Annotated in this window: 18 protein-coding genes and 1 tRNA gene; 15 read left to right on the forward strand and 4 right to left on the reverse strand. The window is 69.2% G+C overall.

Annotation, left to right across the window (positions count from 1 at the left end; all coding sequences use genetic code 11):
* The first annotated feature begins 83 nt into the window (after positions 1-83).
* Together ACFYXS_RS31145 and ACFYXS_RS31150 are read left to right on the forward strand one after the other, a co-directional pair.
* Positions 84-1253, forward strand: a complete 1170-nt coding sequence (locus tag ACFYXS_RS31145) for a thiolase family protein (protein WP_389254215.1) — start codon at positions 84-86, stop codon at positions 1251-1253.
* 68 nt (positions 1254-1321) lie between these two features.
* Positions 1322-2377, forward strand: coding sequence for a UDP-N-acetylmuramate dehydrogenase (locus ACFYXS_RS31150; RefSeq protein ID WP_389254217.1), 1056 nt, complete (start codon positions 1322-1324; stop codon positions 2375-2377).
* 29 nt (positions 2378-2406) lie between these two features.
* Here ACFYXS_RS31150 and ACFYXS_RS31155 read toward each other — a convergent pair whose 3' ends face one another.
* A complete protein-coding gene (locus ACFYXS_RS31155; protein ID WP_389254219.1) occupies positions 2407-2877 on the reverse strand; it encodes a GNAT family N-acetyltransferase in 471 nt (156 codons plus the stop codon).
* A 79-nt stretch (positions 2878-2956) separates the two neighbouring features.
* Positions 2957-3589 carry an NAD(P)-dependent oxidoreductase gene (locus ACFYXS_RS31160; RefSeq protein ID WP_389254221.1) on the reverse strand — a complete coding sequence of 211 codons (633 nt, stop codon included), beginning with the start codon at positions 3587-3589 and terminating at the stop codon, positions 2957-2959.
* Positions 3590-3646: 57 nt separating this feature from the next.
* Here ACFYXS_RS31160 and ACFYXS_RS31165 point away from each other — a divergent pair, with 57 nt between their 5' ends.
* Positions 3647-4261 (forward strand): TetR/AcrR family transcriptional regulator, encoded by a 615-nt coding sequence (locus ACFYXS_RS31165; protein ID WP_389254223.1) that lies wholly within the window; start codon positions 3647-3649, stop codon positions 4259-4261.
* Here the strand turns inward: ACFYXS_RS31165 and ACFYXS_RS31170 are convergent.
* A complete protein-coding gene (locus ACFYXS_RS31170) occupies positions 4255-5268 on the reverse strand; it encodes an adenosine deaminase (protein ID WP_389254225.1) in 1014 nt (337 codons plus the stop codon). The genes ACFYXS_RS31165 and ACFYXS_RS31170 overlap by 7 nt on opposite strands.
* A 119-nt stretch (positions 5269-5387) precedes the next feature.
* Positions 5388-6605, reverse strand: coding sequence for a pyridoxal phosphate-dependent aminotransferase (locus ACFYXS_RS31175; RefSeq protein ID WP_389254227.1), 1218 nt, complete (start codon positions 6603-6605; stop codon positions 5388-5390).
* A 204-nt stretch (positions 6606-6809) separates the two neighbouring features.
* Here ACFYXS_RS31175 and ACFYXS_RS31180 point away from each other — a divergent pair.
* From ACFYXS_RS31180 to rpsL, 12 genes are all read left to right on the forward strand, one after another.
* Positions 6810-6882 (forward strand) — tRNA-Trp (locus tag ACFYXS_RS31180).
* A gap of 61 nt (positions 6883-6943) precedes the next feature.
* Positions 6944-7243 (forward strand): preprotein translocase subunit SecE, encoded by a 300-nt coding sequence (gene secE, locus ACFYXS_RS31185; protein WP_389254229.1) that lies wholly within the window; start codon positions 6944-6946, stop codon positions 7241-7243.
* A 69-nt stretch (positions 7244-7312) separates the two neighbouring features.
* Positions 7313-8149, forward strand: coding sequence for a transcription termination/antitermination protein NusG (gene nusG / locus ACFYXS_RS31190; RefSeq protein WP_389254231.1), 837 nt, complete (start codon positions 7313-7315; stop codon positions 8147-8149).
* A gap of 236 nt (positions 8150-8385) precedes the next feature.
* Entirely contained in the window at positions 8386-8820 is a 435-nt protein-coding gene (gene rplK, locus ACFYXS_RS31195) for a 50S ribosomal protein L11 (RefSeq protein WP_384295649.1), read from the forward strand.
* 92 nt (positions 8821-8912) lie between these two features.
* A complete protein-coding gene (gene rplA / locus ACFYXS_RS31200; RefSeq protein WP_384295644.1) occupies positions 8913-9638 on the forward strand; it encodes a 50S ribosomal protein L1 in 726 nt (241 codons plus the stop codon).
* A 149-nt stretch (positions 9639-9787) separates the two neighbouring features.
* Positions 9788-10705, forward strand: coding sequence for a hypothetical protein (locus ACFYXS_RS31205; RefSeq protein WP_389254234.1), 918 nt, complete (start codon positions 9788-9790; stop codon positions 10703-10705).
* 275 nt (positions 10706-10980) lie between these two features.
* Positions 10981-11538, forward strand: coding sequence for a 50S ribosomal protein L10 (gene rplJ, locus ACFYXS_RS31210; protein WP_389254236.1), 558 nt, complete (start codon positions 10981-10983; stop codon positions 11536-11538).
* 83 nt (positions 11539-11621) lie between these two features.
* A complete protein-coding gene (gene rplL / locus ACFYXS_RS31215; RefSeq protein ID WP_389254238.1) occupies positions 11622-12005 on the forward strand; it encodes a 50S ribosomal protein L7/L12 in 384 nt (127 codons plus the stop codon).
* Positions 12006-12580: 575 nt separating this feature from the next.
* A complete protein-coding gene (rpoB, locus tag ACFYXS_RS31220; protein ID WP_389254240.1) occupies positions 12581-16066 on the forward strand; it encodes a DNA-directed RNA polymerase subunit beta in 3486 nt (1161 codons plus the stop codon).
* A 134-nt stretch (positions 16067-16200) separates the two neighbouring features.
* Positions 16201-20100, forward strand: coding sequence for a DNA-directed RNA polymerase subunit beta' (locus ACFYXS_RS31225; RefSeq protein ID WP_389254242.1), 3900 nt, complete (start codon positions 16201-16203; stop codon positions 20098-20100).
* A 117-nt stretch (positions 20101-20217) separates the two neighbouring features.
* A complete protein-coding gene (locus ACFYXS_RS31230) occupies positions 20218-20661 on the forward strand; it encodes a DUF1707 and DUF4190 domain-containing protein (protein WP_389254244.1) in 444 nt (147 codons plus the stop codon).
* Between the two features lie 278 nt (positions 20662-20939).
* On the forward strand, positions 20940-21311 hold the full coding sequence (gene rpsL / locus ACFYXS_RS31235) for a 30S ribosomal protein S12 (protein WP_014144289.1): 372 nt from the start codon (positions 20940-20942) through the stop codon (positions 21309-21311).
* Positions 21312-21313: the final 2 nt, after the last annotated feature.

The following is a 21313-nucleotide window of genomic DNA, read 5'->3' on the forward strand; positions in this document are numbered from 1 at the left end:
CCCGGTGACCTGCCGGGAGCGGCCACCGCGCGCCGCCCCTCTCGTCGTCCGGAACCCCCACCCTCACCCAGGAGGCGACCGTCATGCGTGACGCCGTCATCGTCGAAGCCGTCCGCACCCCGATCGGCAAGGGCAAGCCCGGCGGGGCGCTCGCCGGGACGCACCCGGTGGAACTGCTCGCCCACACGCTCGCGGAGCTCGTCACCCGCAGCGGCATCGACCCCGCGCTGGTGGACGACGTCATCGGCGGCACCGTCGGCCAGGTCGGCGAGCAGGCCATGAACACCACCCGCTGGGCCTGGCTGTCGGCCGGCTTCCCCGACTCCGTCCCGGCCACCACCGTCGACCGCCAGTGCGGTTCCTCGCAGCAGGCCGTGCACTTCGCCGCGCAGGGCGTCATGGCGGGCGCCTACGACATCGTCGTGGCCTGCGGAGTGGAGTCGATGAGCCGGGTGCCGATGGGGTCCAACGTGCTCCCCGGCTCCGACCCGTTCGGGCCCGGCATCGCCGAGCGCTTCCCCGGAGGGCTGATCCCGCAGGGCATCAGCGCCGAGCTGATCGCGGCCAAGTGGTCGCTGAGCCGTGAGGCCATGGACGTCTTCGCCACCGAGTCGCACCGCAAGGCGGCCGCGGCCTGGGCGGCGGGCGCCTTCGACGCGGAGGTGGCACCGCTCGCCGGGCTGACCGCCGACGAGTCCGTGCGCCCCACGACCACCCCGGAGGTCCTGGCCGGGCTCCGCCCCGCCTTCGCCCACCCCGGCTACACCGAGCGCTTCCCGCAGATCGACTGGTCGGTGACCGCCGGCAACAGCAGCCCGATCAACGACGGCGCCTCCGCCGTGCTGATCATGAGCAGCGAGACCGCGGAACGCCTCGGCCTGCGCCCGCTCGCCCGCCTGCACAGCTTCGCCGTCACCGGTTCCGACCCGCTGCTCATGCTGACCGGCGTCATCCCGGCCACCGAGCGGGTCCTGCGCCGTGCCGGGCTGAACCTGGAGGACATCGACCTGTTCGAGGTCAACGAGGCCTTCGCCAGCGTCGTCCTCGCCTGGCAGCAGGAGACCGGCGCCGACCCGGCCAAGGTCAACGTCAACGGCGGTGCCATCGCGCTCGGCCACCCGCTCGGCGCCAGCGGCGCGCGGATCATGACCACCCTCGTCCATGCCATGCGGGCCCGCGGCGCGCGCTACGGGCTGCAGACCATGTGCGAGGCGGGCGGCCTGGCCAACGCGACGATCGTCGAAGCCCTCTAGTCACCCCGGGGGTACGGGGCGGCGGCCGGGCCTCGGACCGGCGCGGGCCGCCCCGTACCCTGAATGCCGTGCACGTACTCCACGACGCCCCGCTCGCGCCCCTGACCACCTTCCGCCTCGGCGGCCCCGCCACCCACCTGGTGACCGCGACCACCGACGCCGAGGTCGTCGAGGCCGTCCGGGAGGCCGACGCGTCCGGGACGCCGCTGCTGGTCATCGGCGGCGGCAGCAATCTGGTCATCGGCGACGAGGGCTTCGCGGGCACCGCGCTGCGCATCGCCACCCAGGGCTTCGAACTGCGCGGCACCGCACTGGAACTGGCCGCGGGCGAGGTGTGGACGGACGCCGTCGCCCGCACCGTGGAGGCGGGCCTGGCGGGCGTGGAGTGCCTGGCCGGCATCCCCGGCTCCGCCGGGGCCACGCCGATCCAGAACGTGGGGGCGTACGGCCAGGAGGTGGCCAGCACGGTCACCGAGGTGATCGCGTACGACCGCGTCGCGGGGGAGACCGTCACGCTGGACAACGCCGCGTGCGCCTTCTCCTACCGCCACAGCCGCTTCAAGGCGGACGCCGCGCGCTACGTCGTGCTGCGCGTCCGCTTCGCGCTGGAGGACGCCGACGGCATGTCCGCGCCCGTGAAGTACGCCGAGGTGGCCCGCGCCCTGGGGGTCGGCGCCGGTGAGCGGGTGGCGCTGGCCACCGCCCGCGAGACGGTGCTGAAGCTGCGCTCCGGCAAGGGCATGGTGCTGGACCCCGAGGACCACGACACCTGGTCGGCCGGCTCCTTCTTCACCAACCCGATCCTCACCGAGGCCGGCTACGCCGACTTCCTGGCCCGCGTCCACGACCGCCTCGGCCCGGACACCGAGCCCCCCGCCTACCCCGCGGGCGACGGCCGGATCAAGACCTCCGCGGCCTGGCTGATCGACAAGGCGGGCTTCACCAAGGGCTACGGCACGGGTCCCGCCCGTATCTCCACCAAGCACACCCTCGCCCTGACCAACCGCGGCTCCGCCACCACCGCCGATCTGCTGGCGCTCGCCCGCGAGGTCGTCGCCGGCGTCCAGGAGGCCTTCGGCGTCGTCCTGGTCAACGAGCCGGTGACGGTCGGCGTCAGCGTCTGACCGGGGCCTCCGGCCGGGCCCGGCTCCGGTCAGACGAGGTCCAGCTCGCCGACCACCTGGTCCTCGCTGGTCTCCCCGGTCGTGCGGAAGCCGAGGCCGCCGTAGAACCGCTCGGGGCCCCCGGGGCCGGGCACCCAGGTCGTGGTCATCCGGGTGCCGCCGCGGCGGCGGATCTCGGCGGCGACCTCCATGACGGCGAAGCGGCCGTAACCGCGGCCCTGCTCGTCCGCGTCCACGAGCAGCCGCCACAGGCCGGACCGCACGTCGCGGCCCGTGCCGTCCTCGGCCCAGTCGATGTCCAGGAACGCCATCACGAAGCCGACCGCCCGGCCGCCGTCGACGATCAGCCGCGGCCAGGCGGTGTCCTGATGGACGTACGCCTCGGCGAGGGACTTCACGACCGGCGCGACCAGGTGCTCCTGGCCGGGCCGGACGCGCAGGCCGAGCGCGGCGTCGATATTGCCGGGGGTGATCGTCTCCAGGCGTGGCGCAGGGGTCATGCCGGGAACGATGCCGCAGCGGCCCCGCGGGCGGGAAGGGGTTTTCCGGGGAGGTCGGCGCCGGCGGCCGGTCAGCAGGTCAGTACGCCACGCCGAGGGCCTGTTTCACGGTGGAGGTGTCGCCGATCGCGGCGAGCATCGCGTGGGCCACGTCGGCCCGGCCGATGCTGTGGCCGCCGCGCAGGTTGGCGCCCAGGGCCGTCCGGTAGACCCCGGTCAGCGGCCTGTCGTTGAGCTTCGGCGGCCGGACGGCGGTCCAGTCGGTCGCGCTGCGGCGCATCTCGTCCTCCATCTCCCGCAGGTCGTCGTAGACCGGCCGCAGCAGGCCGGAGACCACGGGCGTCATGATCCGCCCGAACAGCGTCTCGCCCTCCGGCACGGGGCCCAGCGGCGCCGCGCTGACCGCGACGAAGCGGCGAACGCCCTCGGCCTCCATGGCGCGCAGCACCGGACGGGTGACCCGGGTGGCGATCCCCGCGTCCCCCCGCCGTCGTGCGCCGAGCCCGGACAGCACCGCGTTCCGCCCGGCGACCGCCGTCCGCAGCGGTTCGGGGTCGGTCAGCCCCGTGGTGACGACCCGCAGGCCGGCGCCGGTCACCGGCAGCCGGGCCGGGTCGCGCACCACCGCGGTCACGCCGTGGCCCTGCGCCAGCGCCTGCCGCACGATCTCCTGCCCGATGCCGCCGGTCGCTCCGAACACCGTGAGTTCCATCGCTGATCTCCCCGAGTGAGAGGTGGGTGAGTATTCACTCACTACTAGGGTGAGTGCATGCTCACCCCCGAGTCAACGCCCACACGGCAGCGAATTCTGGACGCCGCCGACCGCCTGATGCGCACGATCGGCCTCGCCAGGACGACCACCAAGGAGATCGCCAAGGCGGCCGGCTGCTCAGAGGCCGCGCTCTACAAGCACTTCGCCAACAAGGAGGAGCTCTTCGTCCACGTCCTGGCGGAGCGGGCGCCCCGGCTCGGGCCGCTGATGGCCGAACTGACAGCGGATCCGGGCGGCCGCAGCGTCGAGAGCTGCCTGGCCGACATCGCGCGCACCGCCGTGCTGTTCTACGAGTCCAGCGTGCCGATCGCCGCCTCGCTCTTCGCCGAACCCGCTCTGCTGGCCCGGCACCGCGAGGCCCTGCGCCCGCTGGACCGCGGCCCGGTCGTCCCGCTGCGCGCGCTGTCCCGCTACCTGCGCGCGGAGCGCGCGGGCGGCCGTATCCGCACGGACGCCGACACCGACGCGGCCGCCGCGCTCCTGCTCGGCGCGTGCTACCAGCGCGGCTTCCTCAACTGCTACCTGGGCGAACCGGTCGACGACCAGCCGCTGGAGGAGTTCGCCGCCGCCATCGCCCGCACCGTGCTGGCCGGGATCGCCCCGGATCAGTGAGCGAGCCAGTCGTCGATGCCGGCCAGCAGCTTGGTGCGCACCCCCTCCGGCGCCGCCGAACCGCGCACCGACTGGCGGGCCAGCTCGGCCAGTTCGGCGTCCCCGAAGCCGTGCGCCCCGCGCGCGAGCTCGTACTGTGCGGCCAGCCGTGAGCCGAACAGCAGCGGGTCGTCCGCGCCCAGGGCCATCGGCACCCCGGCGTCGAAGAGCGTGCGCAGCGGCACCTGCCCGGGCTCCTCGTAGACACCCAGGGCGACGTTGGACGCGGGGCAGACCTCGCAGGTCACGCCGCGCTCGGCGAGCTTGGCCATCAGCCGCGGGTCCTCCGCGGCGCGCACGCCGTGCCCGATCCGGCTCGCGTGCAGGTCGTCCAGGCAGTCACGGACGCTGCTCGCCCCGGCCAGCTCGCCGCCGTGCGGGGCCGCCAGCAGGCCGCCCTCCCGGGCGATGGCGAAGGCCCGGTCGAAGTCCCGCGCCAGGCCCCGCCGTTCGTCGTTGGAGAGCCCGAAGCCGACCACGCCGTGGCCGGCGTAGCGGACCGCGAGCCGGGCCAGCGTGCGGGCGTCCAGCGGGTGCTTGGTGCGGTTGGCGGCGACGACCACGGCCATGCCCACGCCGGTGTCGCGGGAGGCGGTCTCCACCGCGTCCAGGATGATCTCCATGGTCGGGATCAGCCCGCCCAGCCGGGGCGCGTACGAGGTCGGGTCGACCTGGATCTCCAGCCATCCCGAACCGTCCCTGGCGTCCTCCTCCGCCGCCTCCCGCACCAGCCGCCGGATGTCCTCGGGGGTGCGGAGCACCGACCGCGCGATGTCGTACAGGCGCTGGAAGCGGAACCAGCCGCGCTCGTCGGTCGCGCGGAGGCTGGGCGGCTCGCCGGAGGTCAGGGCCTCGGGGAGGTGGACCCCGTACTTCTCGGCCAGTTCCAGCAGGGTCGCCGGCCGCATCGAGCCGGTGAAGTGCAGGTGGAGGTGCGCCTTGGGGAGGAGGGAAACATCGCGTGCCATTCACAGATCCTGCCGCACCGCCCCGGGGTGCCGGTAGCGCTTTCCCCGAACGAGGGCTTGCCCGCACACGCGCGCGGGCCCCGGCCGAACCGGCCGGGGCCCGCGACAGCGCCGATGCGTCAGGCCTTGGCCTCGCCCAGCAGCTTCTGGATCCGGGACACGCCCTCGACCAGGTCCTCGTCGCCGAGCGCGTACGACAGCCGCAGGTAGCCCGGGGTGCCGAAGGCCTCGCCCGGGACGACCGCGACCTCGGCGTCCTCCAGGATGAGCTCGGCGAGCTCCACGGAGCTCTGCGGCCGCTTGCCGCGGATCTCCTTGCCGAGCACGCCCTTGACCGACGGGTACACGTAGAACGCGCCCTCGGGCTCGGGGCACACCACGCCGGGGATCTCGTTGAGCATCCGCACGATGGTCCGCCGGCGCCGGTCGAAGGCCTCGCGCATCGTCGCCACGGCCTCCAGGTCGCCGGAGACGGCGGCCAGGGCGGCGGCCTGTGCGACGTTGCTCACATTCGAGGTGGCGTGCGACTGCAGGTTGGTCGCGGCCTTGACCACGTCCTTGGGGCCGATGACCCACCCGACCCGCCAGCCGGTCATGGCGTACGTCTTGGCGACGCCGTTGACCACGATGCACTTGTCGCGCAGCTGGGGCAGGACCGCGGGCATCGAGACCGCGGAGGCGCCGCCGTAGACCAGGTGCTCGTAGATCTCGTCGGTCAGCACCCACAGGCCGTGCTCGACGGCCCAGCGTCCGATGGCCTCGGTCTCGGCCTCGCTGTAGACGGCGCCGGTCGGGTTGGACGGCGACACGAAGAGCACCACCTTGGTGTTCTCGGTGCGCGCGGCCTCCAGCTGCTCGACGGTGACCCGGTAGCCGGTGGTCTCGTCGGCGACGACGTCGACCGGGACACCGCCGGCCAGCCGGATCGACTCCGGGTAGGTCGTCCAGTACGGGGCCGGGACGATGACCTCGTCGCCCGGGTCGAGGATGGCGGCGAAGGCCTCGTAGATGGCCTGCTTGCCGCCGTTGGTGACCAGGATCTGGGAGGCGTCGACCTCGTAGCCGGAGTCGCGCAGCGTCTTGGCGGCGATCGCGGCCTTCAGCTCCGGCAGCCCGCCGGCGGGGGTGTAGCGGTGGTACTTCGGATTGCGGCACGCCTCCACGGCCGCCTCGACGATGTAGTCGGGCGTGGGGAAGTCGGGCTCGCCGGCACCGAAGCCGATGACCGGTCGCCCGGCGGCCTTGAGCGCTTTGGCCTTGGCGTCCACGGCGAGCGTCGCGGACTCGGAGATCGACCCGATGCGGGCCGACACGCGTCGTTCAGTTGCTGCGGTCATGTCTGCATCGTCGCAGACCGCGGGGGGCCCGGGCACACGAGTTCACGTTCCGGGCAGAACCGATCCCGAGCGCGCCGAACCCGCAACGCATTCGACGGCCGGGCCCGGAACACGTACACTCATCCGTCGATGGCCCCCACGAGCCGATCTTGCCTGTGCACATCGTGCACTCGGCCGGATGCGGTACGTTGAGGGGACACTCGAAGGGTCGTAGCTCAATTGGTAGAGCACTGGTCTCCAAAACCAGCGGTTGGGGGTTCGAGTCCCTCCGGCCCTGCTGTTCGCAGGCACACGCTTCTTCGTTGTATCGGCAATCAATCGGATTCAGGTGAGGACGAGTGACGGAAGCCCTGGGCTCGACCGCAACACCTGAAAGCGGTCGTCCTGACGACGGCTCCGCGGACGACGGCTCCAAGAAGGCCCGTCGTGGCGGCAAGCGCGGGAAGAAGGGCCCCCTGGCCCGCCTCGCGCTCTTCTACCGCCAGATCGTGGCGGAGCTCCGCAAGGTCGTCTGGCCGACGCGCAACGAGCTCAGCACGTACACCAGCGTGGTGATTGTCTTCGTTGTGGTCATCATCGCGCTCGTGACCGTGATTGACTGGGGACTCAACAAGGGCGTCTCGTACATCTTCGGGTGATTCCCCTCGCGGAGGGCACCCGTGGTGCCGGACCGCCTGTTCCACATCTTGAAGGAAGAAGCAGCGACCGTGTCTGACCCGAACCTGTACGACGCCGACGAGACCGTCGAGGGCGACGACACCGCGCTCGACATCGTCGAGGCCGCCGACGGCGACATCGACCAGGCCGAGGCTGCTGACCAGGCCGCCGGTGAGCCGGCCGAGCAGGACGCGGTGCAGGTCGTCGACGAGGACGTGGACGAGACGGCGGCCGTCGAGGGCGAGGACGAGAAGACCGCGGAGGAGCAGGCCCCGGTGGACCCGGTGGCGGCCTTCCGCGACGAGCTGCGTGCCCTGCCCGGTGAGTGGTACGTCATCCACACCTACGCCGGCTACGAGAACCGCGTGAAGTCCAACCTGGAGCAGCGCGCCGTCTCGCTGAACGTCGAGGACTACATCTACCAGGCCGAAGTGCCCCAGGAAGAAGTCGTCCAGATCAAGAACGGCGACCGCCGCACCGTCCGTCAGAACAAGCTCCCCGGCTACGTGCTGGTGCGCATGGACCTGACGAACGAGTCCTGGGGCGTCGTCCGCAACACGCCCGGCGTCACCGGCTTCGTCGGCAACGCCTACGACCCGTACCCGCTGACGCTGGACGAGGTCACCAAGATGCTCGCTCCCGAGGTCGAGGAGCAGGCCGCGGCCGCCGACGGCGGAGAGGGCGGCGTCACCAAGCGCAAGGTCGAGGTCCAGGTGCTGGACTTCGAGGTCGGCGACTCGGTCACCGTCACCGACGGTCCCTTCGCGACCCTCCAGGCCACGATCAACGAGATCAACCCCGACTCCAAGAAGGTCAAGGGCCTCGTCGAGATCTTCGGCCGCGAGACCCCGGTCGAGCTCAGCTTCGACCAGATCCAGAAGAACTAGCCGGACGGTCTTCCGAAAGGGCCCCTGCCTCCAGCGTCCTCGCGCTGAGCAGGGGCTCTTTCGCGTGTCGGGGGCGGTGACCGGGCCGCCGGCCGCCACCGGGTGCGCGGGGCGGCGGAGGGTCTCCGGCGGACGGCCTGACCTGCCGGTTTCCGGGTTTCGCCGGCACACCGCTAAAATCGTGCGGTATGCCTGCTCGCAGGCAGGAACACTCTCACTAGGACCCGGAGAGAGCAATGCCTCCCAAGAAGAAGAAGGTCACGGGGCTTATCAAGCTCCAGATCAACGCAGGTGCGGCCAACCCGGCCCCGCCCGTCGGCCCGGCGCTCGGCCAGCACGGCGTCAACATCATGGAGTTCTGCAAGGCCTACAACGCGGCGACCGAGTCGCAGCGTGGCTGGGTGATCCCGGTGGAGATCACGGTCTACGACGACCGTTCCTTCACCTTCATCACCAAGACGCCGCCGGCCTCCCGCATGATCCTGAAGGCCGCGGGTGTGGAGAAGGGCTCGGGCGAGCCGCACAAGACCAAGGTCGCGAAGCTGACGCGTGACCAGGTCCGCGAGATCGCCACGACCAAGCTGCCCGACCTGAACGCGAACGACCTGGACGCCGCCGAGAAGATCATCGCCGGCACCGCGCGTTCCATGGGCATCACGGTCGAGGGCTGACACAGCCCCTCGGGACCACTTCCCACCGGCAAGAACGTGGCAGGGCCGGCTCGGCCCGCACCACGACTCCTCACGAACACACAGGAGCAGCAGTGAGCAAGCGCAGCAAGTCTCTCCGCGCTGCGGACAGCAAGATCGACCGGGAGCGTGTGTACGCCCCCCTCGAGGCGGTCCGTCTCGCCAAGGAGACCTCCAGCACCAAGTTCGACAGCACCGTCGAGGTGGCCTTCCGTCTGGGTGTCGACCCGCGCAAGGCCGACCAGATGGTCCGTGGCACCGTGAACCTTCCGCACGGCACCGGTAAGACCGCCCGGGTCCTGGTCTTCGCGACCGGTGACCGTGCCGAGGCCGCGCGTGCCGCGGGCGCCGACATCGTCGGCGCCGACGAGCTGATCGACGAGGTGGCGAAGGGCCGTCTGGACTTCGACGCCGTCGTCGCCACCCCGGACCTCATGGGCAAGGTCGGCCGCCTGGGCCGCGTCCTCGGCCCCCGTGGTCTGATGCCGAACCCGAAGACCGGCACCGTCACCCCCGACGTCGCCAAGGCCGTCACCGAGATCAAGGGCGGCAAGATCGAGTTCCGCGTCGACAAGCACTCGAACCTGCACTTCATCATCGGCAAGACGTCGTTCGGTGAGCAGCAGCTGGTCGAGAACTACGGCGCCGCGCTGGACGAGATCCTGCGTCTGAAGCCGTCCGCCGCCAAGGGCCGCTACATCAAGAAGGCCGCCATCAGCACCACGATGGGCCCCGGCATCCCGCTCGACTCCAACCGCACCCGCAACCTCCTCACCGAGGAGGACCCGGCCGCTCTCTGACCGGGTCGTGTGCTGTGAACCGGCCCCCGCGCCTCCAAGGCGCGGGGGCCGGTTTTTTCTTACGACAGTGTCGGCGCGGTGCGCTAGCGTGCAATCGGTCCCGGGGTACCTGCCGGGGCGCGAGAGACGAGACACAGGGGTGGGAATTCATGAGCATGTCCGCAGCCAGGCGCGCGAGTGCCGGTCTGGCGGCCGCGGCCGTCGTGGTGGGTCTCGCGGGTTGCCAGGGCGGTGACACGGGCACCGGTGGGAAGGCGGGGGCCCTGCAGACGCGGAGCGAGGCGGCCGACTTCATCCGCGCCGCCTTCACCAAGACCTCCGAGGCCAAGTCCGCCAAGGTCCGGATGACGGTGACGACACCGCCCGGCATGGACGACAGCGGCACCGTGCAGGTCTCCGGTGTCCAGGGCTGGGACCCCGCGGTGATGGACATGGTGGTCAAGGGCTCCGCTCTCACCGACAGCGCCCCTGGCGCACCCTCCCAGGTGCACATGGTGATGGTGGACGACGCCATGTACATGGACATGGGCGCCGAGCAGGCCGCCTCGATGGGCGGCAAGCACTGGATGAAGCTGGACTTCAAGGCCGCCGCCGCGGCCAGCGGCAACGCCGAGATGCAGAAGCAGATGAGCGCCGGCCTGGAGAACATGAACCAGGACCCGTCCGAGCAGCTCGCCCTGCTGCTGGAGTCCCCGAGCCTGAAGCACCTCGGCTCGGAGAAGGTCGGCGGCGTCCAGGCGGAGCACTACAAGGGCACGCTCACGTTCGAGGAGATGCTCGACGCCGACAAGTCCGCCTCCGCCCTCTCGGCGAAGCAGCGGGCCGAGGTGCTCGCCAACACCAAGAAGCTGGGGATCAAGGGCTACGACACCGAGATCTGGGTCAACTCCGAGCACTACCCGGTCCGGATGGCCGTCGGGATGACGATGCCGAAGGGCACGGTCAAGATCCGCGCCGACTACTCCGACTACGGTGCCGCGGCCACCGTCCAGGCGCCGCCGGCGAAGGAGACCGTCGACCTGTTCAAGATGCTCGGGAGCATGAAGCCCTCCGGCGCGAACGGCTGACGCCAGGCCCCGGACGCCCGATTTGCTTGCCGCCGATCGGTTCGCGTAACCTTCCACAGAAGCCAAAGACCGCTGGTCGTTGCCGTGCCCGTACAGGGCTCGGCGGCCGAAGGATCCGTTTACTGCGGACGACCCGCGCAGGTGACTGTGGATGGACTCCTGGGATCGCTCTGCGAGACCGGTCGAGTCACGCCCCGTGCGCCTGCGCCGGGGCGTTCGTTTTTGCCGGCCCCTTCCCGCGCGGTCCGAATCACCCGGAAGGAGGCCGAGGCTCTATGGCGAGGCCCGACAAGGGCGCCGCGGTTGCCGAGCTGACGGACAAGTTCCGCAGCTCCAACGCCGCCGTGCTGACCGAGTACCGCGGTCTCACCGTGGCGCAGCTCAAGACGCTGCGTCGTTCGCTCGGTGAGAACGCCACGTACGCCGTGGTGAAGAACACGCTGACCAAGATCGCGGCCAACGAGGCCGGGATCAGCCAGCTGGACGACCTGTTCGCGGGTCCGACGGCTGTCGCCTTCGTCACCGGTGACCCGGTGGAGTCGGCGAAGGGTCTTCGTGACTTCGCCAAGGACAACCCGAACCTCATCATCAAGGGCGGCGTGCTTGACGGCAAGCCGCTGACCGCCGATGAGATCAAGAAGCTCGCGGACCTCGAGTCCCGCGAGGTGCTGCTCGCCAAGCTGGCGGGTGCCATGAAGGCCAAGCCCTCCCAGGCTGCCGCGGTCTTCCAGGCGCTCCCCTCGAAGCTCGTCCGCACCGTGGACGCGCTCCGTGCCAAGCAGGCCGAGCAGGGCGGTGCCGGCGAGCCGGCTCCCGCCGAGGACGCGGAGTAACCACTCCAGCTGTTCTCTAGCGGGCCCGTACGCCCGCCGCAATGTACCTACGGCACCAGCCGCATAGTGGAAGGACCGCCATCATGGCGAAGCTCAGCCAGGACGACCTGCTCGCGCAGTTCGAGGAGATGACCCTCATCGAGCTCTCCGAGTTCGTGAAGGCCTTCGAGGACAAGTTCGACGTCACCGCCGCCGCCCCCGTCGCCGTTGCCGGTGTCGCGGGCCCGGGTGCCCCGGTCGAGGCCGTCGAGGAGCAGGACGAGTTCGACGTCATCCTCACCGGCGCCGGTGAGAAGAAGATCCAGGTCATCAAGGTCGTGCGCGAGCTGACCTCCCTGGGTCTGAAGGAGGCCAAGGACCTCGTCGACGGCGCTCCGAAGCCGGTCCTCGAGAAGGTCGCCAAGGAGGCCGCCGACAAGGCTGCCGAGTCCCTCAAGGCCGCGGGCGCGTCCGTCGAGGTCAAGTGATCCACGCCCCTTCCGGGGCTGATCAGCCGCAGGGCGGCCACCCTTTCGGGTGGCCGCCCTCGGTCGTTTGCGTGGGCCTTCACCCGGGCTGTCGTCGTCCCCGGGTAAGGTGATCATCGTCGTTCCGCTGACGTCGCCGTTGGTCACGCGCCACCCCCTGTGACGATCTCCGCGGGGCGGGGGCCTTGACGAACCGCACGCAGCGCGCGATTCTCAGGACGCGTCGCCAGATCGGCCATGTACCGAGGCATGGATCGAAGGCGATGCGGGAATGCCTAGCGTGGCAAGCGTGAACGAGGGGCATGACGGCTCACAACAAGGGGCTCCTAGCGACCCCTACGGAGGACGAGATTGGTGCAGCACCGGTCTCCGAAACTCTGCACTGGACATCAGTGTGCCAAGTGGCTACACTGACCCTTTGCGCTGCCTGTTAGCTGTCGCCTGGCCCGTCACCAGGGACCAGCCCAAGCCTGAGCACACATGAGGAACGGTCCTGAACAGGACATCCTTGTCTGCGCCCGGGGGCGGAAGCCGGTACGCGCGTAGTGAGTCCGAGCCCTCGGAAGGACCCCCTCTTGGCCGCCTCGCGCAACGCCTCGACTGCCAATTCGAACAACGGCGCAAGCACCGCCCCGCTGCGCATTTCTTTCGCGAAGATCAAGGAGCCCCTCGAGGTCCCGAACCTCCTCGCGCTGCAGACCGAGAGCTTTGACTGGCTCCTCGGCAACGCCGCGTGGAAGGCTCGTGTCGAGGCGGCCCTGGACAGTGGGCAGGACGTCCCCACGAAGTCCGGACTGGAGGAGATCTTCGAGGAGATCTCCCCGATCGAGGACTTCTCCGGGTCGATGTCGCTGACCTTCCGCGACCACCGTTTCGAGCCGCCGAAGAACTCGATCGAGGAGTGCAAGGAGCGCGACTTCACCTACGCGGCGCCGCTCTTCGTCACCGCCGAGTTCACCAACAACGAGACCGGCGAGATCAAGTCCCAGACGGTCTTCATGGGCGACTTCCCGCTCATGACCAACAAGGGCACCTTCTGCATCAACGGCACCGAGCGTGTCGTGGTGTCCCAGCTGGTCCGCTCGCCGGGTGTCTACTTCGACAGCCAGATCGACAAGACGTCCGACAAGGACATCTACTCCGCCAAGGTCATCCCCTCCCGCGGTGCCTGGCTGGAGATGGAGATCGACAAGCGCGACATGGTCGGTGTCCGCATCGACCGCAAGCGCAAGCAGTCCGTCACCGTCCTCCTGAAGGCGCTCGGCTGGACCACCGAGCAGATCCTCGAGGAGTTCGGCGAGTACGAGTCCATGCGCGCCACCCTGGAGAAGGACCACACCCAGGGGCAGGACGACGCGCTGCTGGACATCTACCGCAAGCTGCGTCCGGGCGAGCCGCCGACCCGTGAGGCCGCGCAGACGCTGCTCGAGAACCTCTACTTCAACCCCAAGCGCTACGACCTGGCCAAGGTCGGCCGCTACAAGATCAACAAGAAGCTGGGTGCCGACGCGCCGCTCGACGCCGGCGTGCTGACCGTCGAGGACGTCATCGCGACGATCAAGTACCTGGTCAAGCTGCACGCGGGCGAGACCGAGACGACCGGCGACAACGGCACGTCGATGGTGGTCGAGGTCGACGACATCGACCACTTCGGCAACCGTCGTCTGCGCAACGTCGGCGAGCTCATCCAGAACCAGGTCCGCACGGGCCTGGCCCGTATGGAGCGCGTCGTCCGCGAGCGGATGACCACTCAGGACGTCGAGGCGATCACGCCGCAGACCCTGATCAACATCCGGCCGGTCGTCGCCTCCATCAAGGAGTTCTTCGGCACCAGCCAGCTGTCCCAGTTCATGGACCAGACGAACCCGCTGTCGGGCCTGACCCACAAGCGCCGCCTGTCCGCGCTGGGCCCCGGTGGTCTGTCCCGTGAGCGGGCCGGCTTCGAGGTCCGTGACGTGCACCCGTCCCACTACGGACGCATGTGCCCGATCGAGACCCCCGAAGGCCCGAACATCGGTCTGATCGGCTCGCTGGCCTCCTACGGCCGGGTGAACGCGTTCGGCTTCGTCGAGACCCCGTACCGCAAGGTCGTCGAGGGTGTCGTCACGGACGACGTGGACTACCTGACCGCCGACGAGGAGGACCGCTTCGTCATCGCGCAGGCCAACGCGCCGCTGACCGAGGACCTGCGGTTCGCCGAGTCCCGCGTGCTGGTCCGCCGCCGCGGCGGCGAGATCGACTACATCCCCGGCGACGACGTCGACTACATGGACGTCTCGCCGCGCCAGATGGTGTCGGTCGCGACCGCCATGATCCCGTTCCTCGAGCACGACGACGCCAACCGCGCGCTCATGGGCTCGAACATGATGCGCCAGGCCGTGCCGCTGCTGAAGGCTCAGGCCCCGCTGGTCGGCACCGGCATGGAGTACCGCTGCGCGGTCGACGCCGGTGACGTCATCAAGGCCGACAAGGACGGTGTGGTCCAGGAGGTCTCCGCGGACTACGTCACCGTCGCCAACGACGACGGCACGTACAACACCTACCGCGTCGCCAAGTTCTCCCGCTCGAACCAGGGCACGTCCTTCAACCAGAAGGTCGTCGTGGACGAGGGCGCCCGGGTGGTCGCCGGCCAGGTGCTCGCCGACGGTCCGTCCACCGAGCAGGGTGAGATGGCGCTCGGCAAGAACCTGCTGGTCGCGTTCATGCCGTGGGAGGGTCACAACTACGAGGACGCGATCATCCTGTCGCAGCGCCTCGTGCAGGACGACGTCCTCTCCTCGATCCACATCGAGGAGCACGAGGTCGACGCCCGTGACACCAAGCTCGGCCCCGAGGAGATCACCCGGGACATCCCGAACGTCTCCGAGGAGGTCCTGGCGGACCTGGACGAGCGCGGCATCATCCGCATCGGTGCCGAGGTCGTCGCCGGCGACATCCTGGTCGGCAAGGTCACGCCGAAGGGCGAGACCGAGCTGACCCCGGAGGAGCGTCTGCTGCGCGCGATCTTCGGCGAGAAGGCCCGTGAGGTCCGTGACACCTCGCTGAAGGTGCCGCACGGTGAGACCGGCAAGGTCATCGGCGTGCGCGTCTTCGACCGCGAGGAGGGCGACGAGCTGCCCCCGGGCGTGAACCAGCTGGTCCGCGTCTACGTCGCGCAGAAGCGCAAGATCACCGACGGTGACAAGCTCGCCGGCCGTCACGGCAACAAGGGCGTCATCTCCAAGATCCTGCCGATCGAGGACATGCCGTTCCTGGAGGACGGCTCCCCGGTCGACATCATCCTCAACCCGCTGGGTGTCCCGTCCCGAATGAACCCGGGACAGGTCCTGGAGATCCACCTGGGCTGGCTCGCCGCACAGGGCTGGGACGTCTCCGGCCTCAGCGACGAGTGGGCCCGCCGCCTCACGGCGATCGGCGCCGACCAGGTCGCCGCCGGCACCAACGTCGCCACCCCGGTGTTCGACGGTGCCCGCGAGGACGAGATCACCGGCCTCTTCGAGGCCACGATCCCGAACCGCGACGGCCAGCGCCTGGTGCTGCCCTCGGGCAAGGCCCGGCTGTTCGACGGCCGCTCCGGCGAGCCGTTCCCGGACCCGATCTCGATCGGCTACATGTACATCCTCAAGCTGCACCACCTGGTGGACGACAAGCTGCACGCCCGTTCCACCGGTCCGTACTCGATGATCACCCAGCAGCCGCTGGGTGGTAAGGCGCAGTTCGGTGGTCAGCGATTCGGCGAGATGGAGGTGTGGGCCCTTGAGGCTTACGGCGCGGCCTACGCGCTGCAGGAGCTCCTCACCATCAAGTCCGACGACGTTCTCGGCCGTGTGAAGGTCTACGAGGCCATCGTCAAGGGCGAGAACATTCCCGAGCCGGGCATTCCCGAGTCCTTCAAGGTGCTCATCAAGGAAATGCAGTCGCTCTGCCTCAACGTGGAGGTGCTGTCCTCGGACGGCATGTCGATCGAGATGCGCGACACCGACGAGGACGTCTTCCGCGCTGCGGAGGAGCTCGGAATCGACCTGTCCCGGCGTGAGCCGAGCAGCGTCGAAGAGGTCTGACGGGCCGGTCGGGGAACTGCTCCGGCAGTTCCCCGGCTACCTCTCCCTGAGAGCCGCTGACGCGGCGCCTGAGGGCCCCCCGGACCGTTCAGACATGTTTGACATTCGACCCCGAAAGAGGGATTGACGACAAAGTGCTCGACGTCAACTTCTTCGACGAGCTGCGGATCGGCCTTGCGACCGCGGACGACATCAGGCAGTGGTCCCACGGCGAAGTGAAGAAGCCGGAGACCATCAACTACCGCACCCTGAAGCCGGAAAAGGACGGGCTCTTCTGCGAGAAGATCTTCGGCCCCACCCGGGACTGGGAGTGCTACTGCGGCAAGTACAAGCGTGTCCGCTTCAAGGGCATCATCTGCGAGCGTTGCGGCGTCGAGGTCACTCGCGCCAAGGTGCGTCGTGAGCGGATGGGCCACATTGAGCTGGCCGCTCCCGTGACCCACATCTGGTACTTCAAGGGCGTTCCGTCGCGGCTGGGCTACCTGCTCGACCTCGCCCCGAAGGACCTGGAGAAGGTCATCTACTTCGCCGCCTACATGATCACGTGGGTGGACGAGGAGCGGCGCACCCGCGACCTGCCCTCGCTGGAGGCCCAGGTCTCCGTCGAGCGCCAGCAGGTCGAGCAGCGCCGTGACGCGGACATCGAGTCCCGGCAGAAGAAGCTCGAGGCGGACCTCGGCGAGCTGGAGGCCGAGGGCGCCAAGTCCGACGTGCGCCGCAAGGTGCGCGAGGGCGCCGAGCGTGAGATGAAGCAGCTGCGCGACCGTGCCCAGCGCGAGCTGGACCGCCTCGACGAGGTGTGGTCCCGCTTCAAGAACCTCAAGGTCCAGGACCTGGAGGGTGACGAGCTGCTCTACCGCGAACTGCGGGAGCGCTTCGGCACCTACTTCCAGGGTTCGATGGGTGCCGCGGCGCTGCAGAAGCGCCTGGAGTCCTTCGACCTCGACGAGGAGGCCGCCAAGCTCCGCGAGATCATCCGTACCGGCAAGGGCCAGAAGAAGACCCGTGCGCTCAAGCGCCTCAAGGTCGTCTCCGCCTTCCTGCAGACCACCAACCAGCCCAAGGGCATGGTGCTGGACTGCGTGCCGGTGATCCCGCCGGACCTGCGTCCGATGGTGCAGCTGGACGGTGGCCGCTTCGCGACCTCCGACCTGAACGACCTGTACCGCCGCGTCATCAACCGCAACAACCGCCTCAAGCGCCTCCTCGACCTCGGTGCCCCCGAGATCATCGTGAACAACGAGAAGCGCATGCTTCAGGAGGCCGTCGACGCGCTCTTCGACAACGGCCGTCGTGGTCGCCCCGTCACGGGCCCCGGCAACCGTCCGCTGAAGTCGCTGTCCGACATGCTCAAGGGCAAGCAGGGCCGGTTCCGTCAGAACCTGCTCGGCAAGCGCGTCGACTACTCGGCCCGTTCGGTCATCGTCGTCGGCCCGCAGCTCAAGCTGCACCAGTGCGGTCTTCCCAAGGCCATGGCGCTGGAGCTCTTCAAGCCGTTCGTGATGAAGCGCCTGGTGGACCTGAACCACGCGCAGAACATCAAGTCGGCCAAGCGCATGGTCGAGCGCGGCCGCACGGTCGTGTACGACGTGCTCGAAGAGGTCATCGCCGAGCACCCGGTGCTGCTGAACCGTGCGCCGACCCTGCACCGCCTCGGCATCCAGGCCTTCGAGCCGCAGCTGGTCGAGGGCAAGGCCATCCAGATCCACCCGCTCGTCTGCACCGCGTTCAACGCGGACTTCGACGGCGACCAGATGGCCGTGCACCTGCCGCTGTCCGCGGAGGCGCAGGCCGAGGCCCGCATCCTGATGCTGTCCTCGAACAACATCCTCAAGCCCGCCGACGGCCGTCCGGTGACGATGCCGACGCAGGACATGGTCCTGGGTCTGTTCTTCCTCACCACGGACGCGGAGGAGCGCGTGCTCAAGGGTGAGGGCCGTGCGTTCGGCTCGACCGCCGAGGCGATCATGGCCTTCGACGCCCGCGAGCTGTCGCTGCAGTCGAGGATCGACATCCGCTTCCCGATCGGCACCGTCCCGCCGCGTGGCTGGACCCCGCCGGCGGACGTGGAGGGCGAGGAGCCCTGGCAGCTGGGCGACTCCTTCCGGCTGAACACGACCCTGGGCCGTGCGCTCTTCAACGAGCTGCTGCCCGAGGACTACCCGTTCGTGGAATACCCGGTGGGCAAGAAGCAGCTCTCCGAGATCGTCAACGATCTCGCCGAGCGCTACCCGAAGGTCATCGTGGCGGCGACGCTCGACAACCTGAAGGCGGCCGGCTTCCACTGGGCGACCCGTTCCGGTGTCACCGTGGCCATCTCCGACATCGTCGTTCCCGAGGCGAAGAAGGGGATCATCGCGGGCTTCGAGGCGCAGGACGAGAAGGTCCAGAAGCAGTACGAGCGTGGTCTGATCACCAAGGACGAGCGCACGCAGGAGCTCATCGCGATCTGGACGAAGGCGACCAACGACGTCGCCGAGGCCATGCGCGAGAACTTCCCGAAGACCAACCCGATCTTCATGATGGTCGACTCGGGTGCCCGTGGAAACATGATGCAGATGCGTCAGATCGCGGGTATGCGTGGCCTGGTGTCCAACGCCAAGAACGAGACCATCCCGCGTCCCATCAAGGCCTCGTTCCGTGAGGGCCTGACCGTGCTGGAGTACTTCATCTCCACCCACGGTGCCCGTAAGGGTCTGGCCGACACCGCTCTGCGCACCGCCGACTCGGGTTACCTGACCCGTCGTCTGGTGGACGTCTCCCAGGACGTCATCATCCGCGAGGAGGACTGCGGCACCGAGCGCGGCCTCAAGCTGGCGATCGCCGAGCGGGCCGAGGACGGTTCGCTGCGCAAGACGGACGACGTCGAGACCAGCGTGTACGCGCGCTGCCTCGCGGAGGACGTCGTGGTGGACGGGCGCGTCCTGGCCACCGCCGGCACCGACCTGGGCGACGTGCTCATCGAGCAGCTCATCCACAACGGTGTCGCCGAGGTCAAGACCCGCTCGGTCCTGACCTGCGAGTCCGCGGTGGGCACCTGCGCGATGTGCTACGGCCGCTCGCTCGCGACCGGCAAGCTGGTGGACATCGGCGAGGCGGTCGGCATCATCGCCGCCCAGTCCATCGGTGAGCCCGGCACCCAGCTGACGATGCGTACCTTCCACACCGGTGGTGTGGCCGGTGACGACATCACCCAGGGTCTGCCGCGTGTCGTCGAGCTCTTCGAGGCCCGTACGCCCAAGGGTGTCGCCCCGATCTCGGAGGCGGCCGGCCGCATCCGCATCGAGGAGACCGAGAAGACCAAGAAGATCGTCATCACCCCGGACGACGGCTCCGAGGAGATCGCCTACCCGATCTCCAAGCGTGCCCGTCTGATGGTCGGCGAGGGCGACCACGTCGAGGTCGGCGAGAAGCTGACCGTGGGTGCCACCAACCCGCACGACGTGCTGCGCATCCTGGGTCAGCGGGCCGTCCAGGTCCACCTGGTCGGGGAAGTCCAGAAGGTCTACAACTCGCAGGGTGTGTCGATCCACGACAAGCACATCGAGATCATCATCCGGCAGATGCTCCGCCGGGTCACGATCATCGAGTCCGGCGACGCGGAGCTGCTGCCGGGCGAGCTGGTCGAGCGCGGCCGCTTCGAGACCGAGAACCGTCGGGTCGTGGCGGAGGGTGGCCACCCGGCCTCCGGCCGTCCGCAACTGATGGGTATCACCAAGGCCTCGCTGGCGACCGAGTCCTGGCTGTCGGCCGCCTCCTTCCAGGAGACGACCAGGGTCCTGACGGACGCGGCGATCCACGCCAAGTCCGACTCGCTGCTGGGCCTGAAGGAGAACGTCATCATCGGTAAGCTCATCCCGGCCGGTACGGGTCTGTCCCGTTACCGCAACATCCGGGTGGAGCCGACCGAGGAGGCCAAGGCCGCGATGTACTCGGCCGTCGGCTACGACGACATCGACTACAGCCCGTTCGGCACCGGCTCCGGCCAGGCCGTTCCGCTGGAGGACTACGACTACGGCCCGTACAACGGCTGACGTCCACGTCATCACGCCGAAGGGCGGTCACCCTCACGGGGTGGCCGCCCTTCGGCCGTCCATGCCCGTCTTCGGGCACTATGGGAGGACGGAGCGGATCGGGGAGGTGGTGCGACGGTGCTTGCCGGGGATGCCGCACGCGAGCGGACGGTGGAAGTGCTCAAGGACGCGTACACCGAGGGACGGCTGACGCTCCAGGAGTACGAGGAGCGCATCGGGCGGGCCTACGTGTCCCGTACCTACGGTGAACTGGACGTCCTGGTGCTGGATATCCCGCGGCCGCGGCCGGCGCCGCCGCCCGGGGTCAACTCGAAGGCGATCGCCGCGCTGATCTGCGGCATAAGCGCGGTGTTCCTGGGGCTCACGGCGCTGCCCGCGATCGTGCTGGGTCACCTGGCCCGCCGGGAGGTCCGCCGCACGGGTGAGCAGGGAGACGGGTTCGCGCTGGCCGGCCTGATCCTGGGCTACGTCGTCACCGCGCTGCTGCTGCTCGTGGCGGTGCTCGTGGCGGTGCTCGTGGTCGCCGTGACGAACGAGGTCACGGCACCGACCGGCCCTTAACATACGGGGACATACCGGGCACTGCGGAACGAAATCCCATTTGTTTTGACCGGAGCGGGTGTGCTGGGTACGCTCTGACCTTGTGCCTGGGGTGTGCCCGGGTTCCTGCGCGTGCACTTGTCCGCGCGGGATTCCGAGGCCGAACGCCGCGACACGCCGACAATACGCACTTTCCACTTCGGTGGGAAGCGTATGGGGCTCGCGACACACCCGACCGCGTGGGTCGGGGAACTCCAGGTTAGATGTATCGAGATCGGCACACAGAAACCGGAGAAACGGTGCCTACGATCCAGCAGCTGGTCCGAAAGGGCCGGCAGGACAAGGTCGAGAAGAACAAGACGCCTGCGCTGAAGGGCTCCCCCCAGCGTCGCGGCGTCTGCACGCGTGTGTACACCACCACCCCGAAGAAGCCGAACTCTGCCCTGCGCAAGGTCGCGCGTGTGCGACTGACCAGCGGCATCGAGGTCACCGCCTACATCCCGGGTGAGGGTCACAACCTGCAGGAGCACTCCATCGTGCTCGTGCGTGGTGGCCGTGTGAAGGACCTGCCGGGTGTTCGCTACAAGATCATCCGTGGTTCGCTCGACACCCAGGGTGTCAAGAACCGCAAGCAGGCCCGCAGCCGCTACGGCGCCAAGAAGGAGAAGTAAGA

This window comes from Streptomyces sp. NPDC002574, assembly GCF_042889545.1.
Taxonomy (GTDB): Bacteria; Actinomycetota; Actinomycetes; order Streptomycetales; family Streptomycetaceae; genus Actinacidiphila.

Bases quoted from the DNA above. Each gene is read 5' to 3' on its own strand.
- ACFYXS_RS31145 (WP_389254215.1), top strand. From the start codon at position 84: ATGCGTGACGCCGTCATCGTCGAAGCCGTCCGCACCCCGATCGGCAAG.
- ACFYXS_RS31155 (WP_389254219.1), bottom strand. From the start codon at position 2,877: ATGACCCCTGCGCCACGCCTGGAGACGATCACCCCCGGCAATATCGAC.
- ACFYXS_RS31160 (WP_389254221.1), bottom strand. From the start codon at position 3,589: ATGGAACTCACGGTGTTCGGAGCGACCGGCGGCATCGGGCAGGAGATC.
- ACFYXS_RS31165 (WP_389254223.1), top strand. From the start codon at position 3,647: ATGCTCACCCCCGAGTCAACGCCCACACGGCAGCGAATTCTGGACGCC.
- ACFYXS_RS31170 (WP_389254225.1), bottom strand. From the start codon at position 5,268: ATGGCACGCGATGTTTCCCTCCTCCCCAAGGCGCACCTCCACCTGCAC.
- ACFYXS_RS31175 (WP_389254227.1), bottom strand. From the start codon at position 6,605: ATGACCGCAGCAACTGAACGACGCGTGTCGGCCCGCATCGGGTCGATC.
- rplK (WP_384295649.1), top strand. From the start codon at position 8,386: ATGCCTCCCAAGAAGAAGAAGGTCACGGGGCTTATCAAGCTCCAGATC.
- ACFYXS_RS31205 (WP_389254234.1), top strand. From the start codon at position 9,788: ATGAGCATGTCCGCAGCCAGGCGCGCGAGTGCCGGTCTGGCGGCCGCG.
- rplJ (WP_389254236.1), top strand. From the start codon at position 10,981: ATGGCGAGGCCCGACAAGGGCGCCGCGGTTGCCGAGCTGACGGACAAG.
- rplL (WP_389254238.1), top strand. From the start codon at position 11,622: ATGGCGAAGCTCAGCCAGGACGACCTGCTCGCGCAGTTCGAGGAGATG.